Here is a 17,141-nt window from a genome sequence, read left to right as displayed (position 1 = left end):
CGAAGGCGGGGTCCCCGCCTTCGCGGGGCGACGAGGCCTCGGTTGGTGAAGTTGTCCGATCAGACGCGCAATAAAATGCCCATTTACACTGCGCGCGCTTGCCGCTAGTGGCGCCGTCATGTTCGTCAAGCCGATCATTATTACCACCCCGAAACCGACTGCCACCGCGCGGTCGGTGTCGGTGGTGTGCGTGATCTAAGGCACCACCCGGACATCGACCCCGCATACGGCAGGCGGGGCTTTTCACATTCGAAAACAACAACCTCGCGCTGCTCCCCTCGATAGGAGACGCTTAGTCATGGTTGCAAAGTTCGCCCCCGGTCAGAAGCTCAACGTCGGCGTCGTCGGCGCGACCGGGCTCGTCGGCTCGATGATCCGCGAGATCCTCGCCGAGCGCAATTTCCCGATCGCCAGCCTGCGCCTGTTCGCCTCGGCCCGCTCGGCCGGCAAGGAACTGGACGGCGTGGTGGTCGAGGATGCGGCGACCGCCGATTTCGCAGGCCTCGACGTGGTCCTGTTCTCGGCCGGCGGCTCGACCGCCAAGGAACTGGCGCCCAAGGCGGCGGCGGCAGGCGCCATCGTGATCGACAACAGCTCGGCGTTCCGCTCGGATCCGCAGGTGCCGCTGGTTGTCGCCGAGGTGAACCCGCAGGCGCTGGAGAACCTCCCCAAGGGCATCATCGCCAATCCCAACTGCACCACCATGGCCGCGATGCCGGTCCTGCGTCCGCTGCATGACGAGGCGGGGCTCAAGAAGCTCGTCGTCTCGACCTACCAGGCGGTTTCGGGCGGCGGGCTCGAGGGCATCGAGGTGCTGGCCGGCCAGATCGCCCATGTCGGCGAGCGGACCCGCGACCTCGCCAGCGGCGATGCCGCCGCGCTGCTCCCCGCCGCCGAAAAGTGGGCGGTGCCGATCGCGCACAACGTGGTGCCGCTCAACTACGTCTACGCCGAGGACGGCTACACCGAGGAAGAGATCAAGCTGCGCGACGAGAGCCGCAAGATCCTGGATATCCCCGGCCTGCCGGTCTCGGGCACCTGCGTGCGCGTGCCGGTGTTCACCGGCCACTCGCTGTCGATCAACGCCGAGTTCGAGCGCCCGATCAGCGTCGAGCGTGCGCTGGAACTGCTGGGCTCGGCGCCGGGCGTGGTGGTCACCGAAGTGCCCAATCCGCTCGATGCGACCGGCAAGGACCCGGTGTTCGTGGGCCGCGTGCGCCGCGATCCGACGGTGGCGGCGGGCCTCGCGCTGTTCGTGGCGAGCGACAACCTGCGCAAGGGCGCGGCGCTCAATGCCGTGCAGATCGCCGAAGTGCTGCTGGGGTGAGGTGACGGGCGCGTGCATCGTGCGCGCCCTTTTCCCCTCAACTTCGTCATTCCCGCGAAGGCGGGAACCCATCTGATGTCCCGTCGTGTTGCCTGGTCATCAGATGGGTCCCGCCTGCGCGGGAATGACGAGAAAATAAGGGTCGAGAAGGAAGACGAGATCGTTTCCTCGTCCCCTCACTCCATGAACCATCCATGGCTCGCCACCAGCGACTGGCCGGTGAGCGCGTTGGTGGAGAAGCCGGCGAAGAACAGCGCGACCTCGGCGATGTCCTCCACCGTGGTGAACTCGCCATCCACCGTCTGGCCGAGCATGACCTTCTTCACCACCTCGTCCTCGGAGATGTTCAGCTCCTTCGCCTGCTCGGGGATCTGCTTGTCGACCAGCGGCGTGCGCACGAAGCCGGGGCAGATCACGTTGCTGCGCACGCCCTTCCGGCCGCCTTCCTTGGCGATCACGCGGCTGAGGCCGAGCAGTCCGTGCTTGGCGGTGACGTAGGCGCTCTTGAGCGGGCTGGCCTCCTTGGAGTGGACCGAGCCCATGAAGATGATCGAGCCGGATCCCTGCGCATACATGTGCGGCAGCACCGCCTTCGAGGTCAGGAAGGCGCCGTCGAGGTGGATCGCCAGCATCTTCTTCCAGTCGGAGAAGGCGTAGTTCTCGACGGGGTTCACGATCTGGATACCGGCGTTGGAGACCAGCACGTCGACCGTGCCCCAGGCGTCGACGACATTGGCGACGCCGGCGTTCACCTGCTCCTCTCTGGTCACGTCCATCGCCACCGCCATCGCCTGGCCGCCCTTGGCGACGATGTCGTCGGCGGCCTTCTGCGCGGCTTCGAGATTGAGGTCAGCGATGACGACCTTGCCGCCTTCGCCTGCGTATGTATCGGCGATGGCCTTGCCGATGCCGCTGGCGGCGCCGGTGACGATGCAGACCTTGTCCTGAAGCTTCATGCTTGTACTCCGATGCGGTGTTGGTCAGGCGGTTAGCGGTTTTTCCGGCTTGAGCCCCGCGAGGTCGAAGGTGACGATCTCGTCGGGCTTCAAGCGGCGGTCCAGCCAGTCGGGATGTTCGAGCGAGCGCAGCGCGTCGGCGTGGCCGGTGGCCCAGTGCTCGTCCACCGTCATCCGCGAGAACTCGTAGTCCTTGGAATTGGTCTCGTAGTCCTCGGGCCGGTTGATGAGGTGCATCACCGCGACCGCGCCGGCGGGGCGGCAGTCGAGCAGGTGGGCGAGGTCGGGGTCGTCGCGGTATTCCGGCGGCAGCCGCTCGGCGAGGCGGCTGGCGGCGGCGCGCATCGTCTGGAGCTGCTTCGACTGGTCGGTTCCGAGGCGGGTGCGGCTGGAGAAGCGGATGTCCTTCTCGCGCTGCGAGACGTCGGCCATGGTCCGCGGGATCATGCCGCGCGAGGAGAACAGGTCGACCTGGTAGATGGTCATCTCGCACGGGGGCCGGTTGTCGAGCACGTACTGAAGCGGCGTGTTGGAAACGAGGCCGCCGTCCCAGTACCATTCCCCGTCGATCTCTACCGGGGGGAAGCCGGGTGGCAGGGCGCCGCTGGCCATGATGTGTTCGGGGCCGATCTTGCGCTCGGTGTTGTCGAAGTAGGCGAAGTTGCCGTTGAGCATGTTCACCGCGCCGACGCTGAAGCGCATGTCGGTGCGGTTTAGCCGCTCAAAATCGACCAGTTCCAGCAGCGTCGCGCGCAGGGGACTGGTGTCGTAGTAACTTAGGCGGCCGAGATCGGCGGGCCATTCGGGCATGGGCATCGGGATGCGCGGCAGGAAGAAGCCGGGAATGCCGAACGCCGCGACCCATTGAGCGGCGCCCTCGTTGAAGGCGCGGCGGGCGAAACCGAGCGGGGTGTCCAGCTTGTACGGCAGTTCCGAGGAGACCCGGTTCCAGAACCGGCGCAGGGCCTTCACGCGCTCCTCGGGCGCGTTGCCGGCGATGATCGCGGCGTTGACCGCGCCGATCGAGATGCCGGCAACCCAGTCTGGCAGCGCGTCCTCCTGTGCCAGCGCCTCGTAGACGCCCGCTTGGTACGCACCGAGCGCGCCGCCGCCCTGGAGGACGAGCACGGATTGGGCGCGGAGGTTGGAGTCGGAGCGGGGACGGGTCACGGAAGAACCTTGTGCCAAAGTTTTGTCCCCATGTGCTGCAGCGCAACAGTTGGGGCCGGGCGGCGCGGGTTTCAACTCATAGTTTGTGAAGGTTAGTTCATGAAGTGCATGCGCGGGCAGCCGTCCACGAAGGGCCGGGCCGGGCGGGTTTTCGACGATGGGAAAGAACCGGCGCGAAGGTAGCAGGGGTTTGCGGTGTAGGAAAATGGCGGAGGGTGACTGGTCGGTCTCCCTTATCGCTCTCGCCTCGTTACTCCCCCACCCTCCCGTCGCCCCCGCGAAGGCGGGGGCCCCGCTTCCTTTGCGCTACGTTAGAAAGAACAAGCGGGGTCCCCGCCTTCGCGGGGACGACGGGGTTTTTTCGGGCAGAGTTTGGATTTGATACGCCCGCCCCCTCAGGCCGCCACCACCGCCTCCGCCGGGTCGCTCGCCGCTTCCAGCAACCGGCGTTCAAGCGCTTTCAGCCGCGGCGTCGCGGTCAGTTTCTCGCCCAGCAGGTCGGTCACGTAGAAGGTGTCGGCCGCGCGCTCGCCGTAGGTGGCGATGTGGGCGGAGTGGACCATCAGCTTCGATTCGAACAGCGCATGCGCGAGCCGGTTGAGCAGCGCGGGCCGGTCGCGCGAGTTGACCTCGACCACGGTGAAGCGGTTCGAGGCCTTGTTGTCGAACAACACGCGCGGGCGGACCTCGAAGGCGTCGGCGCGCGGGCGCGCGTCGGGGCGGGCGTTGAGCTGGGGCAGGATCTTGATGCGGTTGGCCAGTGCGTTCTCGATCGAGGTCGAGAGGCGTTCCAGCTGGCTGGTTTCCATGAACGGGCGGCCGAGCGGGTCCTGGATCAGGAAGTTGTCGACCGCGCGGCCGGTGCGCGTGGTGTGGATGCGCGCGTCGATGATATTGCCGCCGGCAAGGTGGATGCCCCCCGCGATGCGGTAGAACAGGCCGGGGTGGTCCGAGGCGATCACCGTCACCAGCGTGGCGCCGCGCGCCGGGTAGTATTCGGTGAAGATCGACAGCGGCTCGTCGTCCGCCGCGTCGAGTTCGACGAGGTTGCGGGCGATGACGTCCTCGGGCTCGGCGATCCAGTAGGCGTCGCCCAGCTTGCCGCCGACCTTCTCGATGAGCGCGGGGAAATCGCCGCCCATCGCCTCGACAGCGGCCTTCTTGGCGGCGACGCGGTTGGGGCGGCCGAATTCGGCATGGCCGAGGCGCAGGCGCTCCTCGGTCGCGCCGTAGAGCGTGGCGATGAGCTGGCGCTTCCACGAATTCCAGGTGCCCGGCCCCACCGCGCGGATGTCGACGATGGTGAGCACGGTCAACTGGCGCAGGCGGTCCACCGACTGCACCACTTCCACGAAGTCGGCGATGGTCTTGCCGTCCGAAAGGTCGCGCTTCATCGCCGTGGCCGAGAGCAGCAGGTGCTGGCGCACCAGCCAGGCGACCAGTTCGGTCTCCTCCTCGTCGAGCCCGAAGCGCGGGCAGAGCCTGCAGGCCACCTCGGCGCCGAGCACCGAATGATCGCCCTGCCGTCCCTTGGCGATGTCGTGCAGCAGCGTGGCGACATAGAGCGCGCGGCGCGAGCGGACCTTGTGGATCACGTCATGCGCGAGCGGATGGTCCTCGCGCAGTTCGCCCTTCTCGATGCGCGAGAGCAGGCCGATGGCGCGGATGGTGTGCTCGTCCACCGTGTAGTGGTGGTACATGTCGAACTGCATCTGCGCGTTGACCCGGCCGAACTCGGTCACGAAGCGGCCGAACACGCCCGCCTCGTTGAAGCTGCGCAGCGCGACCTCGGGGTTGTTGCGGCTGGTGAGCAGTTCCATGAACAGCTCGTTGGCGCGCTTGTCGCGGCGCACCTCGTCGCGGATCAGCACGGCATCGCGCGAGATCAGGCGCAGCGTCTCCGGGTGGATCTCCAGGTGCTCGCGGTCGGCCAGCACGAAGATCTCGATCATGCGCACCGGGTCATTGGCGAACCAGTCGTCCGAAGGCGCCTTGAGCCGGCCGCCGAACACCTTGTAGCCCTTGAGCAGGCGCTCCTTGGCGCGGAAGCCCGCCAGCAGCCCGCGCGGCTGGCGCTTGGCGAACTGCTCGTCGAGCTGGGCGAGGAACACGCCGGTCAGGTTGCCGACGACCTTGGCCTGCAGGAAGAACATCTGCATGAACCGCTCGACCGAACTTTTGCCCGGGCGGTCGGAGAAGTTCATCCGCGTCGCCACTTCGCGCTGCATGTCGAAGGTCAGACGGTCCTCGGCGCGGCGGGTGATGGTGTGGAGGTGGCAGCGCACCGCCCAGAAGAAGTTCTCGGCGCGGCGGAAGGCGCGGTATTCTCGGTGCGTAAGCAGACCCACGTCGACCAGCTCGGCGGGCGAGCGGACCTTGTGGATGTACTTGCCGATCCAGTAGAGCGTGTGGAGGTCGCGCAGGCCGCCCTTGCCCTCCTTGATGTTGGGCTCGACGACGTAGCGGGTGTCGCCCATGCGCTTGTGGCGTTCCTCGCGCTCGGCCAGCTTCTCGACCACGAACTGCCGCTCGGTGCCCGAGACCACGTCCTTGAAGAAGCGGGTCCGCGCCTCTTCATACAGGTCCTGGTCGCCCCAGACGTAGCGTCCTTCGAGCATCGCGGTGCGGATCGTCAGGTCGGACTTCGACATGCGCACCATGTCGTCCAGAGAGCGGCTGGAGTGGCCGACCTTCAGCGCCAGGTCCCACATGAAGTAGAGCATCGCCTCGATCACCTGCTCGCACCACGGCGTCTGCTTGATCGGGGTGAGGAAGGCGATGTCGACGTCCGAATGCGGCGCCATCTCGCCGCGGCCGTAGCCGCCCACCGCCATGATCGTCAGCCGCTCGCCCTTGGAGCGGTTGCCGGCGGGGTAGACGTTGACGCAGATGTGGTCGTGGATGACGCGGATCAGCTGGTCGACCAGGAAGGCCTGCGCCTCGGCGACCTCGTGCCCTGCGGAGGGCTTGTCGATCAGGCGGCGGGCGATCTCGGCGCGGCCGTTCTCCAGCGCGGCGCGCAGCAGCTCGACGATCGCCTTGCGGCCCTTGGGCCCGCCCTGCTCGGCGACGACGGCCTCGATGCGCTCGACGAGGTCGCGCCGGTCGATCACGGAGCGGGGGGAGGGGATACGGATCACGCTGCTCATGCCTTGCATCTAGGGGTTGGGACGGAGGAGGGGAAGACGGCAGCGCGCGATCGGCGCGCCCGCGGCGATTATGGCACGAAGATATGAATTGCCCGCTACCATCGCGCAGCGGGCTATGCCAGAAGGCCGGCCATTCAAGGCGCCCCGCTCCAGAGCGCCCGGACATGAAGCACGCGAGGTCCACGACTTGTCCCTGACACTGCTCGCCGCAGCCGCGGCAGAGGCGCCCGAGCCCATCTACTGGGTCAACCTCGGCCTCAAGAACTACCTGTTCCGGATCGGCAGCTTCGAGTTGCGCTGGTATTCGCTCGCCTACCTTGCCGGGATCATGCTGGGCTACTGGCACCTGACGCGCATGATAAAGTCGCCCGGCGCGCCCCTGGCGCAGCGCCATGCCGACGACCTGTTCTTCTACTGCACGCTGGGCATCATTCTCGGCGGGCGGCTCGGCTACGCGACGTTCTACACCGGCGGCAGCTCGGACATTCCCAGCCTCTGGGCGCACCCTGCCGACATGGTGAAGCTGTGGCACGGCGGCATGAGCTTCCACGGCGGGCTCATCGGCGTGATCCTGGCGCTGGCGTGGGTCTCGTGGAGAAACAAGCTGAACTTCGTGCGCGTGGCGGACTACATCGCCGTCTGCGTGCCGTTCGGGATGCTGTTCGGCCGCCTCGCCAACTTCGTCAACGGCGAGCTGTGGGGCCGCGTGGTTACCGGCCATGTGCCCTGGGCGATGGTCTTCCCCGACGCGCCGGACCAGCTGCCGCGCCACCCCAGCCAGCTCTACGAGGCGGGGCTGGAGGGGCTGCTGATGGTCGTCGTCATGCTGCTGCTGTTCTGGAAGACCCGCGCGCGGTTCCGCCCCGGCCTGCTGGTGGGCGTCTTCACCGCCGGCATCGCGGCGGCGCGCTTCACCGTTGAGTTCTTCCGCGAACCGGACAAGCAGCTGGCGCAGTTCGCCCAGTCCACCGGCCTGTCGATGGGCCAGTGGCTGACCATTCCGCTGATCCTGCTCGGCCTGTTCCTCGTCGCCCGCGCGCTGGCCCGCCCGGCGCTGTCGACGCGCCGGCCGATCGAGATCACCTGAGGGAACCGAGGCCTTCGTCATTCCCGCCTTCGCGAGGATGACGACAAAAGTAGGGGAGCGGAAAGACATGGAACCGTCGCCCATGCCCGAAACCGAATCGCTTTCCGCGATCTTCGAGCGGCTGATCGCGCGCTTCGGGCCGATCACGCTGCAGCACTACATGGGCGAATCGAACGCCCGCTACTACGCCGGCAAGGACCCGCTCGGCAGCGGCGGGGACTTCATCACCGCGCCCGAGATCAGCCAGATGTTCGGCGAACTGGTCGGCCTGTGGCTGGTCGACATATGGGTGCGGGCGGGCCGTCCCGCGCCGGTCCACTACGTCGAACTCGGGCCGGGACGCGGTACCCTGGCGCGCGACGCGCTGCGGGCGATGCGGCGGCAGGGACTGGAGCCCGAGGTCCATTTCGTCGAGGGCAGCGCCGCGCTTCGCGCCCTCCAGCGCGAGGCGGTGCCCGGCGCGGCCTCGCATGACGACCTCGCCACGCTGCCTACAGGCGCCCCGCTGCTCATCGTCGGCAACGAATTTCTTGACGCGCTGCCGGTGCGCCAACTGGTGAAGACCGCCGAGGGCTGGCGCGAGCGGATGGTGGACTGGCAGGGCGGCAGGTTCCTCCCCGTCGCCGGCGACAAGCCGATGGACGCCGCCGTGCCCGAGCATCTCAAGGACGCTTCCGAGCAGACCCTGATCGAGACCTGCCCCGCCGCCGCCGCCGTCGTCGACGAGATCGCCCGGCGCGTGGCCGCACAGGGCGGCGCGGCGCTGCTGATCGACTACGGCCATGCCACGCCGCAGACCGGCTCGACGCTCCAGGCGCTGAAGGATCACCGCAAGGTCGATCCCTTCGAGGCTCCGGGGGAGGCGGACCTCACTTGCCTTGTCGATTTCGCCGCGATGGCCGAGGTCGCGGTGGCGGGAGGAGCGCGTCATCTCGGCACCGTGACGCAAGGCGCCTTCCTGAGCGCGCTGGGCATCGACATGCGGGCCGAGCAGCTTTCTGCTGTTGCGCCGCAGCAATCATCTGCAATACTATCCGCCAGGGATCGACTTGTCGACGAGGGGCAGATGGGGACTTTGTTCAAGGTAATGGGCCTCGCGGCTCCCACATGGCCGGACGGGGCAGGGTTCTGATGGAGCCCGTGCACAGCGTGAAGGGGCTGGGCCTCGAACGCCTGGTGTTCTTCTCCGACGCGGTCTTCGCCATCGCCATCACGTTGCTGGTCCTCGAGATCGAGGTGCCGCACTTGCCGCACGACGCGCTGCCTTCGGTGTATTGGGAAGCGCTGGGCGAACTGGTGCCCAGCTTCCTCGCCTTCCTGCTGAGCTTCATGGTGATCGGGCGGTTCTGGCTGTCGCACCACCAGATATTCGCCCGCGTCACTCATTTCGACGTGCGGCTGGTCTGGCCCAACATGCTGTACCTGCTGGCAATCGCCTTCATGCCCTTCACAACCGCGTTCATGGCGGCCGGGCGCAACACGTTCGTGCCGGCGCTGTGCTACAATCTCAACCTGCTGGTCTGCGGGCTCACGGCTTGGCTGCTGATGTCGCAGGTCGAGCGTTACGGCCCCGACGCGGCGGTGCCGAACGAGGGGCGCACCGGATCGCCCAGCGTGATCGCCGCCGCCGCGCTGAGCGTGGGGGTGACCTTCGTCCTTCCGCAGGTCAGCCAGTGCGCGATGATGACGATACCTCTCTGGCGACTGCTGTTCCACCGCAAGGGCCGGGCCTGATGGCGTCGGCAGCAGGCGCCGACAGCGGCGCCGCATACTCCACCGCGCCCGACCGGCTGGAGCATGCCCTCGGCGGGCTGGCGCTGGTGATGCTCGGCTTCATCGTCGCCGCGCTGGTCAGGGGAAGGCACGACTGGCCCCAGATTCCCGGCGTGATCTGGCTGCACCTCGCGACCATCATGCTGGCGCTGGCGCTGACCCCGGTGCTGCTGTGGCGCCCCCGGGGGACGCCGGGGCACCGCCAGCTCGGCTACGTGTGGAGCGGCGCGATGTTCCTCACCGCGCTCGACAGCCTGTTCGTGACCACCAGCCGGCCCGGCCATTTCAGCCCGATCCATGTGCTTTCGGTGGCCACCCTCGTGCTGGTGCCGCTGCTGGTCGTCACCGCGCGCCGCCACAACGTCGCCCGCCACCGCCGCACCGTGCGCGGGCTTATCATCGGCGCGCTGCTGGTCGCGGGGTTCTTCACCTTCCCGTTCGACCGCCTGCTGGGGCACTGGCTGCTTAGCTGAGGGTGGGGCGAACTGCTCAAGACCTGAAAACCACACTCGTCATCCCCGCGTAGGCGGTGATCCCGCTTGTTCTTCCACGACACAGGGATGGGGGCCCCCGCCTACGCCCAGGGCGACGAGGTGTATGGGGCCTGGACGGGTAGTCAGCGGTCCCCGGTCGTATACGGAGCCTTCTGGCCCACCCGCACGACCCGGCTCTCCTGCGGGACTTCGCGGACCGGCGCGGCCTTGATCCAGTCCTCGAACGCCTCGATGTCGATCGCCCCGCGCACGCGGTCGGTGCCCTGGGCGAAGATCGCATAGCCGTCGCCGCCCTCGGCGAGGAAGTTGACCACGCTGACGCGGTACTTCGCGGCGGGGACCACCGGCTTGCCGTTCAGCGTCAGCGCGGTCACGCGGGCACCGGCGGGGCGCGACAGGTCGTAGCGGATCAGGGTCCCGGCGGATGGCGAGAGCAGCTGGGTCGGCGCGTGGCCGTCGATGCCTTGCTCGATCACGGCGCGCAGCTGGGCGCCGGTCAGCGTCATCGTCACCAGTTCGTTGCCGAACGGCTGGACCGCGTAGAGCTGGCCAAACGTAACGGTGCCGTCGGCGGCGGGCACCAGCGCGGCGCGCAGGCCGAAGGGGTTGGTGAACGAGATCTGCGCGCCCGCGCCACGCGTGGCGGCGAGCTGGCCGTCGGCGATGAGGTTGCCCAGCGTGCCGCCGGTGCCCGATTCGTCGCCCTCGCTCTTGGCCGAGGCCGCCGAGACCTTGCCCACCGGCCGCGCCACCAGCGACAGCGAGGCGTCCTTGTACTGCTTGACGTAGGCGGTCACGTCGGCGCGCGGCGCGAACCGGGGGAAGGCGTCGGTATTGGCGATCGGCCCGCGCCCGGCCTGGTAGGGCAGCGACTGGACGATGACGTTGTGCGCGGCTTTCGACAGCACGCGGTGCGTCGCCGCGTCGATCTTCAGCGTGATATCGGTGACGAGTTCGCCGTAGACGCCCGCGCTGGTCAGCAGGATCGGCGCGTTGCCATTCGCCGGCGTGTAGTCGCAGACATAGGACCAGTGCGTGTGGCCCGAGACCACCACGTCGACGCCGGGGTCGAGCCGGTCGAGGATCGGGGTGATGTCGCCCGCGAAGTCGGCACAGCCATTGGGATCGCCCACCGGGGTCTTGCCGCCCTGGTGGATCAGCACGACCACCGCATCGGCGCCCTCGGCCTTGAGCACGGGAATCGCCCTGTTGATCGCCTCGGCCTCGTCGCCGAAGGTCAGTCCGGCGATCTGCGTGGGCGCGACGAGCGTGGGCACGCTCTTGAGCGACAGACCGACGAAGCCGATCGTCACCTTGCTGGCGCCCGAACCGAAGGACTTGAGCCCGGTCGCCGGGAACAGCGTGGTGCCGTCCGCCTTGAAGGTGCTGGCGGACAGGTACTTGTACTTGGCGCCGGCGAACTGCTCGAGCTGGCAGGGCTGGAGCCGCCCGTTCTGCGCGCAGCCGCCGTTCTGCAGGCGCTGGAGTTCCTTCCAGCCGCGGTCGAACTCGTGGTTGCCCACCGCGTTGAATTCCACGCCGACGCGGTTCATCACCCCCACCGCCGGCTCGTCGAGATAGAGCGAGGACGCGAGCTGCGAAGCGCTGGTGAGATCGCCCGCCGCTACCACCACGTTATTGGCGTGGCGCGCCTTGATCGAATCGACCGCCGAGGCCAGCCAAGCGCCGCCGCCCGCCGGGACGGGCAGCATCGTGCCGTCGGCCTGTTTCACATTGACCGACTGGTTCGGCGGCTCGAGCGCGCCGTGGAAATCGTTGATGCCGATGATGCCGACCTCGACCGGGCCTGCCGGAGCAGCGGCGGGAGAGGTCGGATGTGTCCCCTGCGGGCCTGCGCAGGCGGCCAGCAGGGAAGCGATGAGGAGCGGGAGGGCTTTGTGGCGGGTGGAGGTCATGATCGGGCTCTATCGCAAGGAAACGTGACGTTCCAAGGTCCAATTTTGCAATGGGCGGTGCTCCCGATCAGCGCGCCCCGTCCTCCAGCGCATGCATGGCCTCGTCCGACAGGCCGAAGTGGTGGCCGACCTCGTGGATCACGACGTGGGCGACCAAGGCCTCCAGCTCCACTTCGGTCTCGCACCATTCGGCGAGCAGCGGCTGGCGGTAGAGCGTGATGCGCGGCGGCAGCTCGCCCGAGATCCACACCGAATCGGTGTCCATCGAGCGGCCATGGTAGAGGCCGGTGAGGCCGAACGGGTCGTCGATTTCCAGATCGCGCAGGGTTTCCTCGTCGGCGAATTCCTCGACGTGGACGGTGATGCCGTCGAGGTGCTCGGCGAACGGTGCGGAGATGCGCGCGAAGGCAGCATGGGCGAGCGCCTCGAAGTCGGCGGGCGAGGGGGGTGTTCCGAAGCGGCGGGTCATGGCGTGGTTGTGGCACCGATGGCGGGGCCGTGTAAACGCATCACCCCCGTGCCGCCGCCAGGTGCCGCAGGATCACCGCGCGGTTGCTGCGGTCGGCCTCGAAGCGGGCGAGCGCACCGTCGCGGGCGAGGATCGCGGCGATGATGCGGCGGCGGCCGGCCTTCCACCCGGCAAGGTCGTGGTCGAGCGCATGGACCGGCGCGCCGGGGCGGGTGGTGGCGTAGTGCAGGGTGACGCGGGTGAGCATCTCGAACAGCGGACGGCGGACCATGCGGAACAGCAGTTCCTGGAACTCGAACTCGAACGCGCCGAGGTCGGCCTCGGTGGTGCAATGCTCGATCCGCTCGCCCATGGCGCCGAGCTGGGCGCGCAGCGCGGCGTCTGCGCATCCGGCGGCGGCGGCGACCAGTTCGTTGAACAGCAGCGAGGTCATGTCGAGCGCCTCCTCCCAGGTCGCGGGATGGACGCGCAGGTACGCGTCGAAGGCGCGTTCTAGCGAGGCATCGTCGGGCCGCGCGCCATAGTAGCCGCCGCCGGGCCCGCGCCGGACCTCCAGCAAGCCCTCGTGCTCGAGCACCCGCGCCGCCTGCTGCAAGGTGACGATGCCGACCTCGAGGCTGCGGGCGAGGGCGTGGAGCGAACCGATCAGCGCGCCGGGTTCGGCCGCGAAGATGCGCTCGCGCAGGACCTCGGTGGTTGCGGCGACGAGGTTGACGCCGCGTCGGCGGCGGACCCTGGGTTCGGAAGGATAGGCATCAATTATAGGCATATAATAGGTTCACATCTCGTCGTTCCGGTGCTGGAAAATGCAATTCAAGTCCGTTGTCTTGCTATTTAGATGCACATAACCTGGCGCTCAAGACGGATCGCCGCTGATCGATACACCCCCGCCATTTCCGCGCAGGTGAGGAAAATCAGCGAAGGTCCGCGTTTTTGGGACGGGAGCAATTCGATGGCATTCCTCACACCGGATCGGTCGGCCTTGCCCGGCCGCGCGCTCGTGATCGGCGAGGCCGCCGAAGCGGGCGGCAGCGGCGCGGCGTTCGAGCACGTCTACCCCGGCACCGCCGAAGTCACGACCAGCTTCCGCCTCGCCAATGCCGACGACGTCGACCGCGCCGTCGCGGCTGCGCAAGCCGCCGCGCCCGCATGGCGCGCGCTGCCGGGCGACAAGCGGCGCGACCTCATGTTCCGCCTCGCCGCGCTGATCGAGGAGAAGGCGGCGGAAATGACCCCGCTGCTCTCGATCGAGAACGGCTCGATCGTGCTCGCCGGCCCGCACATGAGCGCCGACGCCGCGCAGAAGTTCCGCTACTTCGGCGGCTGGGCGGACAAGATCGAGGGTCGCACCGTCAGCACCTGGGGCGGGCCCGCGCTCGATTACGTGAGCTACGAGCCCTACGGCGTCGTCGGCCTGATCGTGCCGTGGAACGGGCCGCTGTTCGCCGCGACCATGTGCATGGCCCCGGCGCTGGCGGCAGGTAACTGCGTGGTGCTCAAGGCCCCCGAGAACGCCCCGTTCTCGATCATGAAGCTGGTCGAGATCATCGGACTGGCGGGCTTCCCGCCGGGCGTGGTCAACCTCGTCACCGGCGGGCCGGACGTGGGCGCGGCGATGGTCGCGCACCCCGGCATCGGCAAGATCGAGTTCATCGGCTCGGGCGGGACGGCGCGCAAGATCCTCGCCAGCGCGGCGGAGAGCCTGAAGCCGGTGGGACTGGAACTGGGCGGCAAGTCGGCGGTGCTGGTCTTCGCCGACGCCGACCTCCAGGCCGCCGCCAAGCGCGGGCTGTCGGGTGCGGTGAGCGCCAACGGGCAGGGCTGCGTCAACGGCACGCGCCTGCTGGTCGAGCGCTCGATCTATGAGCCCTACGTGCAGATGCTCGGCGCGATGGCGGGCTACATCAAGGTCGGCGATCCGCTGGCGATGGACACGATCATGGGCCCGGTTATCTCGGAAACCGCGCTGGCCCGCATACAAGGCATGGTCGATGGCGGCATTGCCGACGGCGCCCGCCTCGTCTGCGGCGGCGAGCGGCTGGGCGGCGACCATGCCTCCGGCTTCTTCCTGCCGATCACGGTGCTCGCCGACGTTTCCCCCGATAGCGCCATCGCCCGCAACGAGGTGTTCGGTCCGGTCCTCGTGGTCACCCCCTTCGACAGCGAGGAGGAGGCCGTCGCGCTCGCCAACGACAGCGACTACGGGCTCGGCGCCTACATCCACACCACCAATCTCGCCCGCGCGCACCGCGTTGCGGGTCAGATGATGGCCGGGCAGGTGCAGGTCAACGGCGCGGGCGAGGCGATGACGCCCTGCGTGCCTTTCGGCGGCATGAAGCATTCGGGACACGGCCGCCTCGGCGGGATCGAGGCGCTGCGCGAGTTCCAGCAGGTGCGCAACGTCTGGGTCAACCTGCAGGACTGATGGCCATGACCCTGATCGACCCCCAGACCCGCACCGCCGCCGGCCTCGCCGCCGAGGCGCAGGCCACCGCCCGCGAGCCCCGCGAGCCCGCCACCCTGTTCGAGCAATCCTGGCGCGACTTCGTCTGGGCCGAGGTCTGGACCCGCCCCGGCCTGCCGCCGCGCCCGCGCCACCTCGTCGCCATCGCCAGCGCTGCGACCTGCGGGCTGGAGGAAAGCCAGCTCGACGACTTCGTGCGCGGCGCGCTGGTGGGCGGGCACCTCACGCTCGCCGAACTGCGCGAGGCGGCGCTGCACCTTGCCGTCTATGCGGGCTGGGGTAACGGCGGCAAGCTCGACCGCGCGGTGACCCGCGTGGCGACCGAACTCGGCCTGCCGCCCGCTGAGAGTCCTCCGCTCGCGCCCGAACCGTGGGACCCGCAGGTCCGCAACGACCGCGGCCACGCCGCCTTCGCCAAGGTCATGACCTTCCCGCCCGGCCCGCCCAATTCACCGTACCTGCAGGGCATCAACAACTTCGTGTTCGGCGAGATGTGGTGGCGCCCGGGCCTCGATGAACCCTCGCGCCGCTGGATCACGCTGGTCGGCGTGTGCGAATCGGCCGCCGAGATCCCCATCCGCAGCCACGTCCACGCCGCCATGGCGAGCGGCAACTGCACGGGTGAGGAGATGCTCGAATTCGTCCTGCAATACGGCACCCACGCCGGCTGGCCCAAGGCCTCGCGGATCAACGGGGTAGTGCAGGAGATGATCGGCAAGGTCGCCAAGGGCCTGCCGTGGAACGGGTGAGGAGCAGAACGCGATGAACACCGACATGACCGGCAAGGTCGCCCTTGTCACCGGCGCCGCCTCCGGGCTGGGCCGGGCCACCGCGCTCAAGCTGGCCGAGGCCCGCGCCGACCTCTGGCTCGTCGACGTCGCCGTCGAGGCATTGGCCGAGACCGCCGCGCTGCTCGCGAAGAGCGGACGCGCGGTCGCCACGCAGGTCGCCGATCTCTCCGATCCCGCCGCCAGCCCCAAAGTCGTCGCCGAGGCGGTGGAGCGGTTCGGGCGGCTCGATGCGCTGTGCAACATCGCCGGGCTGATCTACCTCGCCAACACGCCGCAGATGCCGCTCGACCAGTACCGGCGGACCATCGCGGTCAACCTCGACGCGCCGTTCCTGCTTTCGCAGGCGGCGATCCCGCATCTGCTCGAAACAAACGGCGCGATCGTCAACGTCGCGTCCTCGGCCTCCTACATCGGCGAGGCTTATGCGGCGGCCTACTGCGCCAGCAAGTGGGGCATCGTCGGCATGACCAAGGCCATGGCGATGGAGTTCCAGAAGGCCCCGATCCGCATCAACGCGGTGGCGCCCGGCGGCATGATCACCAACATCGCCACCAACTTCCGCCCGCCCGAGAACTGCGACTTCGAACTGCTCAAGCGCTTTTCCGGCATGCGCGGCACGGTGGAGGTGGAAGACGTGGCCGACATGATCCTGCTGCTCGCCTCCGAGGCCGGGCGCGGCTTCCACGGCGCCTGCATCAACATCGACAAGGGTATCACGGCGGGCTGAGCCGCCGTCAGGGAGAGTTCCAATGACCTTCACGCTCGATCAGTTCCGCCTCGACGGCAAGGTGGCGGTGGTCACCGGCGCCGGCGGGCGCGGCAATTCCATCGGCCGGGCCTATGCGCTGGGTCTCGCCGGCGCCGGCGCCAGCGTCGTCGTCGCCGACCTCAATCTCGAAGGCGCGAAGGCGGTCGCCGAGGAGATCAACGGCGCCGGGGGCAAGGCCGTGGCGGTCGAGGTGAACGTCGCCGACGAAGCCTCCACCCTCGCCATGGGCAAGGCCGCGGTCGAGGCGTTCGGCGGGGTCGACATCCTCGTCAACAACGCGGCGCTGATGGTCGATATCAGCTACGACAACTGCGAGACCGTAAGCCTGGAAGCGTGGAACCGGGCGTTTTCGGTGAACCTCAACGGCGCGCTGCTCTGCGCGCGGGCGGTCATCCCCTCGATGCGCGAGCGCGGGGGCGGGCGGATCGTCAACCAGACCAGCGGCGGCGCGTTCCCGGCCACCGGCCTTTACGGGATTTCCAAGCTGGCGCTGGTCGGGCTGACCACCACGCTGGCCAAGCAGCTGGGCAAGGACGGCATCACCTGCAACGCCATCGCGCCGGGCAACGTCACCTCGGACGCGGGCAAGCTGCTGGTCCCGGACGATTCGCCGTTCATCAAGTTCCTCGAGATGACCTGCGCGACGAAGCCGCGCGGCGAGCCCGACGAACTGGTCGGCGCGCTGATGCTGCTGTGCTCTCCGGCGGGGCAGTGGATCACCGGGCAGACCGTGCACGTCGACGGCGGCTGGGTGATGCGGCCGTAATTCCCGTCGT

At 68.4% G+C, this 17,141-nt stretch carries 15 protein-coding genes; 9 read left to right on the top strand and 6 right to left on the bottom strand.

The window, feature by feature from the left end; all coding sequences use genetic code 11:
- Positions 1–298 precede the first annotated feature (298 nt).
- Positions 299–1,327, top strand: a complete 1,029-nt coding sequence (locus tag AC07M9_RS13405) for an aspartate-semialdehyde dehydrogenase (RefSeq protein WP_494884250.1) — start codon at positions 299–301, stop codon at positions 1,325–1,327.
- Between the two features lie 176 nt (positions 1,328–1,503).
- Here AC07M9_RS13405 and AC07M9_RS13400 read toward each other — a convergent pair whose 3' ends face one another.
- The 3 genes from AC07M9_RS13400 to AC07M9_RS13390 all read right to left on the bottom strand — a co-directional run bounded on the left by AC07M9_RS13400 (position 1,504) and on the right by AC07M9_RS13390 (position 6,602).
- The gene (locus AC07M9_RS13400) at positions 1,504–2,283 is read right to left on the bottom strand and encodes a 3-hydroxybutyrate dehydrogenase (RefSeq protein WP_494884249.1); all 780 of its coding nucleotides are present in this window, start codon (positions 2,281–2,283) and stop codon (positions 1,504–1,506) included.
- A 24-nt stretch (positions 2,284–2,307) separates the two neighbouring features.
- Positions 2,308–3,453: a patatin-like phospholipase family protein gene (locus tag AC07M9_RS13395; RefSeq protein ID WP_494884248.1), complete on the bottom strand. Its 1,146-nt coding sequence runs from the start codon at positions 3,451–3,453 to the stop codon at positions 2,308–2,310.
- A gap of 395 nt (positions 3,454–3,848) precedes the next feature.
- Positions 3,849–6,602 carry a [protein-PII] uridylyltransferase gene (locus tag AC07M9_RS13390; protein WP_494884247.1) on the bottom strand — a complete coding sequence of 918 codons (2,754 nt, stop codon included), beginning with the start codon at positions 6,600–6,602 and terminating at the stop codon, positions 3,849–3,851.
- Between the two features lie 187 nt (positions 6,603–6,789).
- Here AC07M9_RS13390 and lgt point away from each other — a divergent pair, with 187 nt between their 5' ends.
- From lgt to AC07M9_RS13370, 4 genes are all read left to right on the top strand, one after another.
- A complete protein-coding gene (lgt, locus tag AC07M9_RS13385; protein ID WP_494884246.1) occupies positions 6,790–7,689 on the top strand; it encodes a prolipoprotein diacylglyceryl transferase in 900 nt (299 codons plus the stop codon).
- 67 nt (positions 7,690–7,756) lie between these two features.
- Complete coding sequence (locus tag AC07M9_RS13380; protein WP_494884245.1) at positions 7,757–8,821, top strand: class I SAM-dependent methyltransferase; 1,065 nt, start codon at positions 7,757–7,759, stop codon at positions 8,819–8,821.
- Positions 8,821–9,423 carry a TMEM175 family protein gene (locus AC07M9_RS13375; protein WP_494884244.1) on the top strand — a complete coding sequence of 201 codons (603 nt, stop codon included), beginning with the start codon at positions 8,821–8,823 and terminating at the stop codon, positions 9,421–9,423. The genes AC07M9_RS13380 and AC07M9_RS13375 overlap by 1 nt, the downstream gene beginning before the upstream one ends.
- The gene (locus AC07M9_RS13370; RefSeq protein WP_494884243.1) at positions 9,423–9,935 is read left to right on the top strand and encodes a DUF2306 domain-containing protein; all 513 of its coding nucleotides are present in this window, start codon (positions 9,423–9,425) and stop codon (positions 9,933–9,935) included. The genes AC07M9_RS13375 and AC07M9_RS13370 overlap by 1 nt, the downstream gene beginning before the upstream one ends.
- 143 nt (positions 9,936–10,078) lie before the next feature.
- On the opposite strand, the gene AC07M9_RS13365 is transcribed toward AC07M9_RS13370, so the two are convergent.
- The 3 genes from AC07M9_RS13365 to AC07M9_RS13355 all read right to left on the bottom strand — a co-directional run bounded on the left by AC07M9_RS13365 (position 10,079) and on the right by AC07M9_RS13355 (position 13,110).
- The gene (locus AC07M9_RS13365; RefSeq protein WP_494884242.1) at positions 10,079–11,872 is read right to left on the bottom strand and encodes a bifunctional metallophosphatase/5'-nucleotidase; all 1,794 of its coding nucleotides are present in this window, start codon (positions 11,870–11,872) and stop codon (positions 10,079–10,081) included.
- Between the two features lie 67 nt (positions 11,873–11,939).
- Positions 11,940–12,341, bottom strand: a complete 402-nt coding sequence (locus tag AC07M9_RS13360; protein ID WP_494884241.1) for a metallopeptidase family protein — start codon at positions 12,339–12,341, stop codon at positions 11,940–11,942.
- 40 nt (positions 12,342–12,381) lie between these two features.
- Positions 12,382–13,110: an FCD domain-containing protein gene (locus AC07M9_RS13355; protein WP_494884240.1), complete on the bottom strand. Its 729-nt coding sequence runs from the start codon at positions 13,108–13,110 to the stop codon at positions 12,382–12,384.
- A 183-nt stretch (positions 13,111–13,293) separates the two neighbouring features.
- Between AC07M9_RS13355 and AC07M9_RS13350 the strand changes: the two genes are divergently transcribed.
- Genes AC07M9_RS13350 through AC07M9_RS13335 form a run of 4 tightly spaced genes read left to right on the top strand, consistent with a single transcriptional unit; the run spans position 13,294 to position 17,131 of the window.
- On the top strand, positions 13,294–14,766 hold the full coding sequence (locus tag AC07M9_RS13350) for an aldehyde dehydrogenase family protein (protein WP_494884239.1): 1,473 nt from the start codon (positions 13,294–13,296) through the stop codon (positions 14,764–14,766).
- A 5-nt stretch (positions 14,767–14,771) separates the two neighbouring features.
- On the top strand, positions 14,772–15,554 hold the full coding sequence (locus AC07M9_RS13345; RefSeq protein WP_494884238.1) for a carboxymuconolactone decarboxylase family protein: 783 nt from the start codon (positions 14,772–14,774) through the stop codon (positions 15,552–15,554).
- 13 nt (positions 15,555–15,567) lie between these two features.
- Complete coding sequence (locus AC07M9_RS13340) at positions 15,568–16,323, top strand: SDR family NAD(P)-dependent oxidoreductase (protein ID WP_494884237.1); 756 nt, start codon at positions 15,568–15,570, stop codon at positions 16,321–16,323.
- A 22-nt stretch (positions 16,324–16,345) separates the two neighbouring features.
- Positions 16,346–17,131 carry an SDR family oxidoreductase gene (locus tag AC07M9_RS13335; RefSeq protein WP_494884236.1) on the top strand — a complete coding sequence of 262 codons (786 nt, stop codon included), beginning with the start codon at positions 16,346–16,348 and terminating at the stop codon, positions 17,129–17,131.
- Positions 17,132–17,141 lie beyond the last annotated feature (10 nt).

It is taken from the genome of Novosphingobium sp. GW821-FHT09E05 (genome assembly GCF_059416165.1).
The sequence above is the reverse complement of the archived record's forward strand: the minus strand, read 5'-3'. Positions and strand labels throughout refer to the sequence as shown.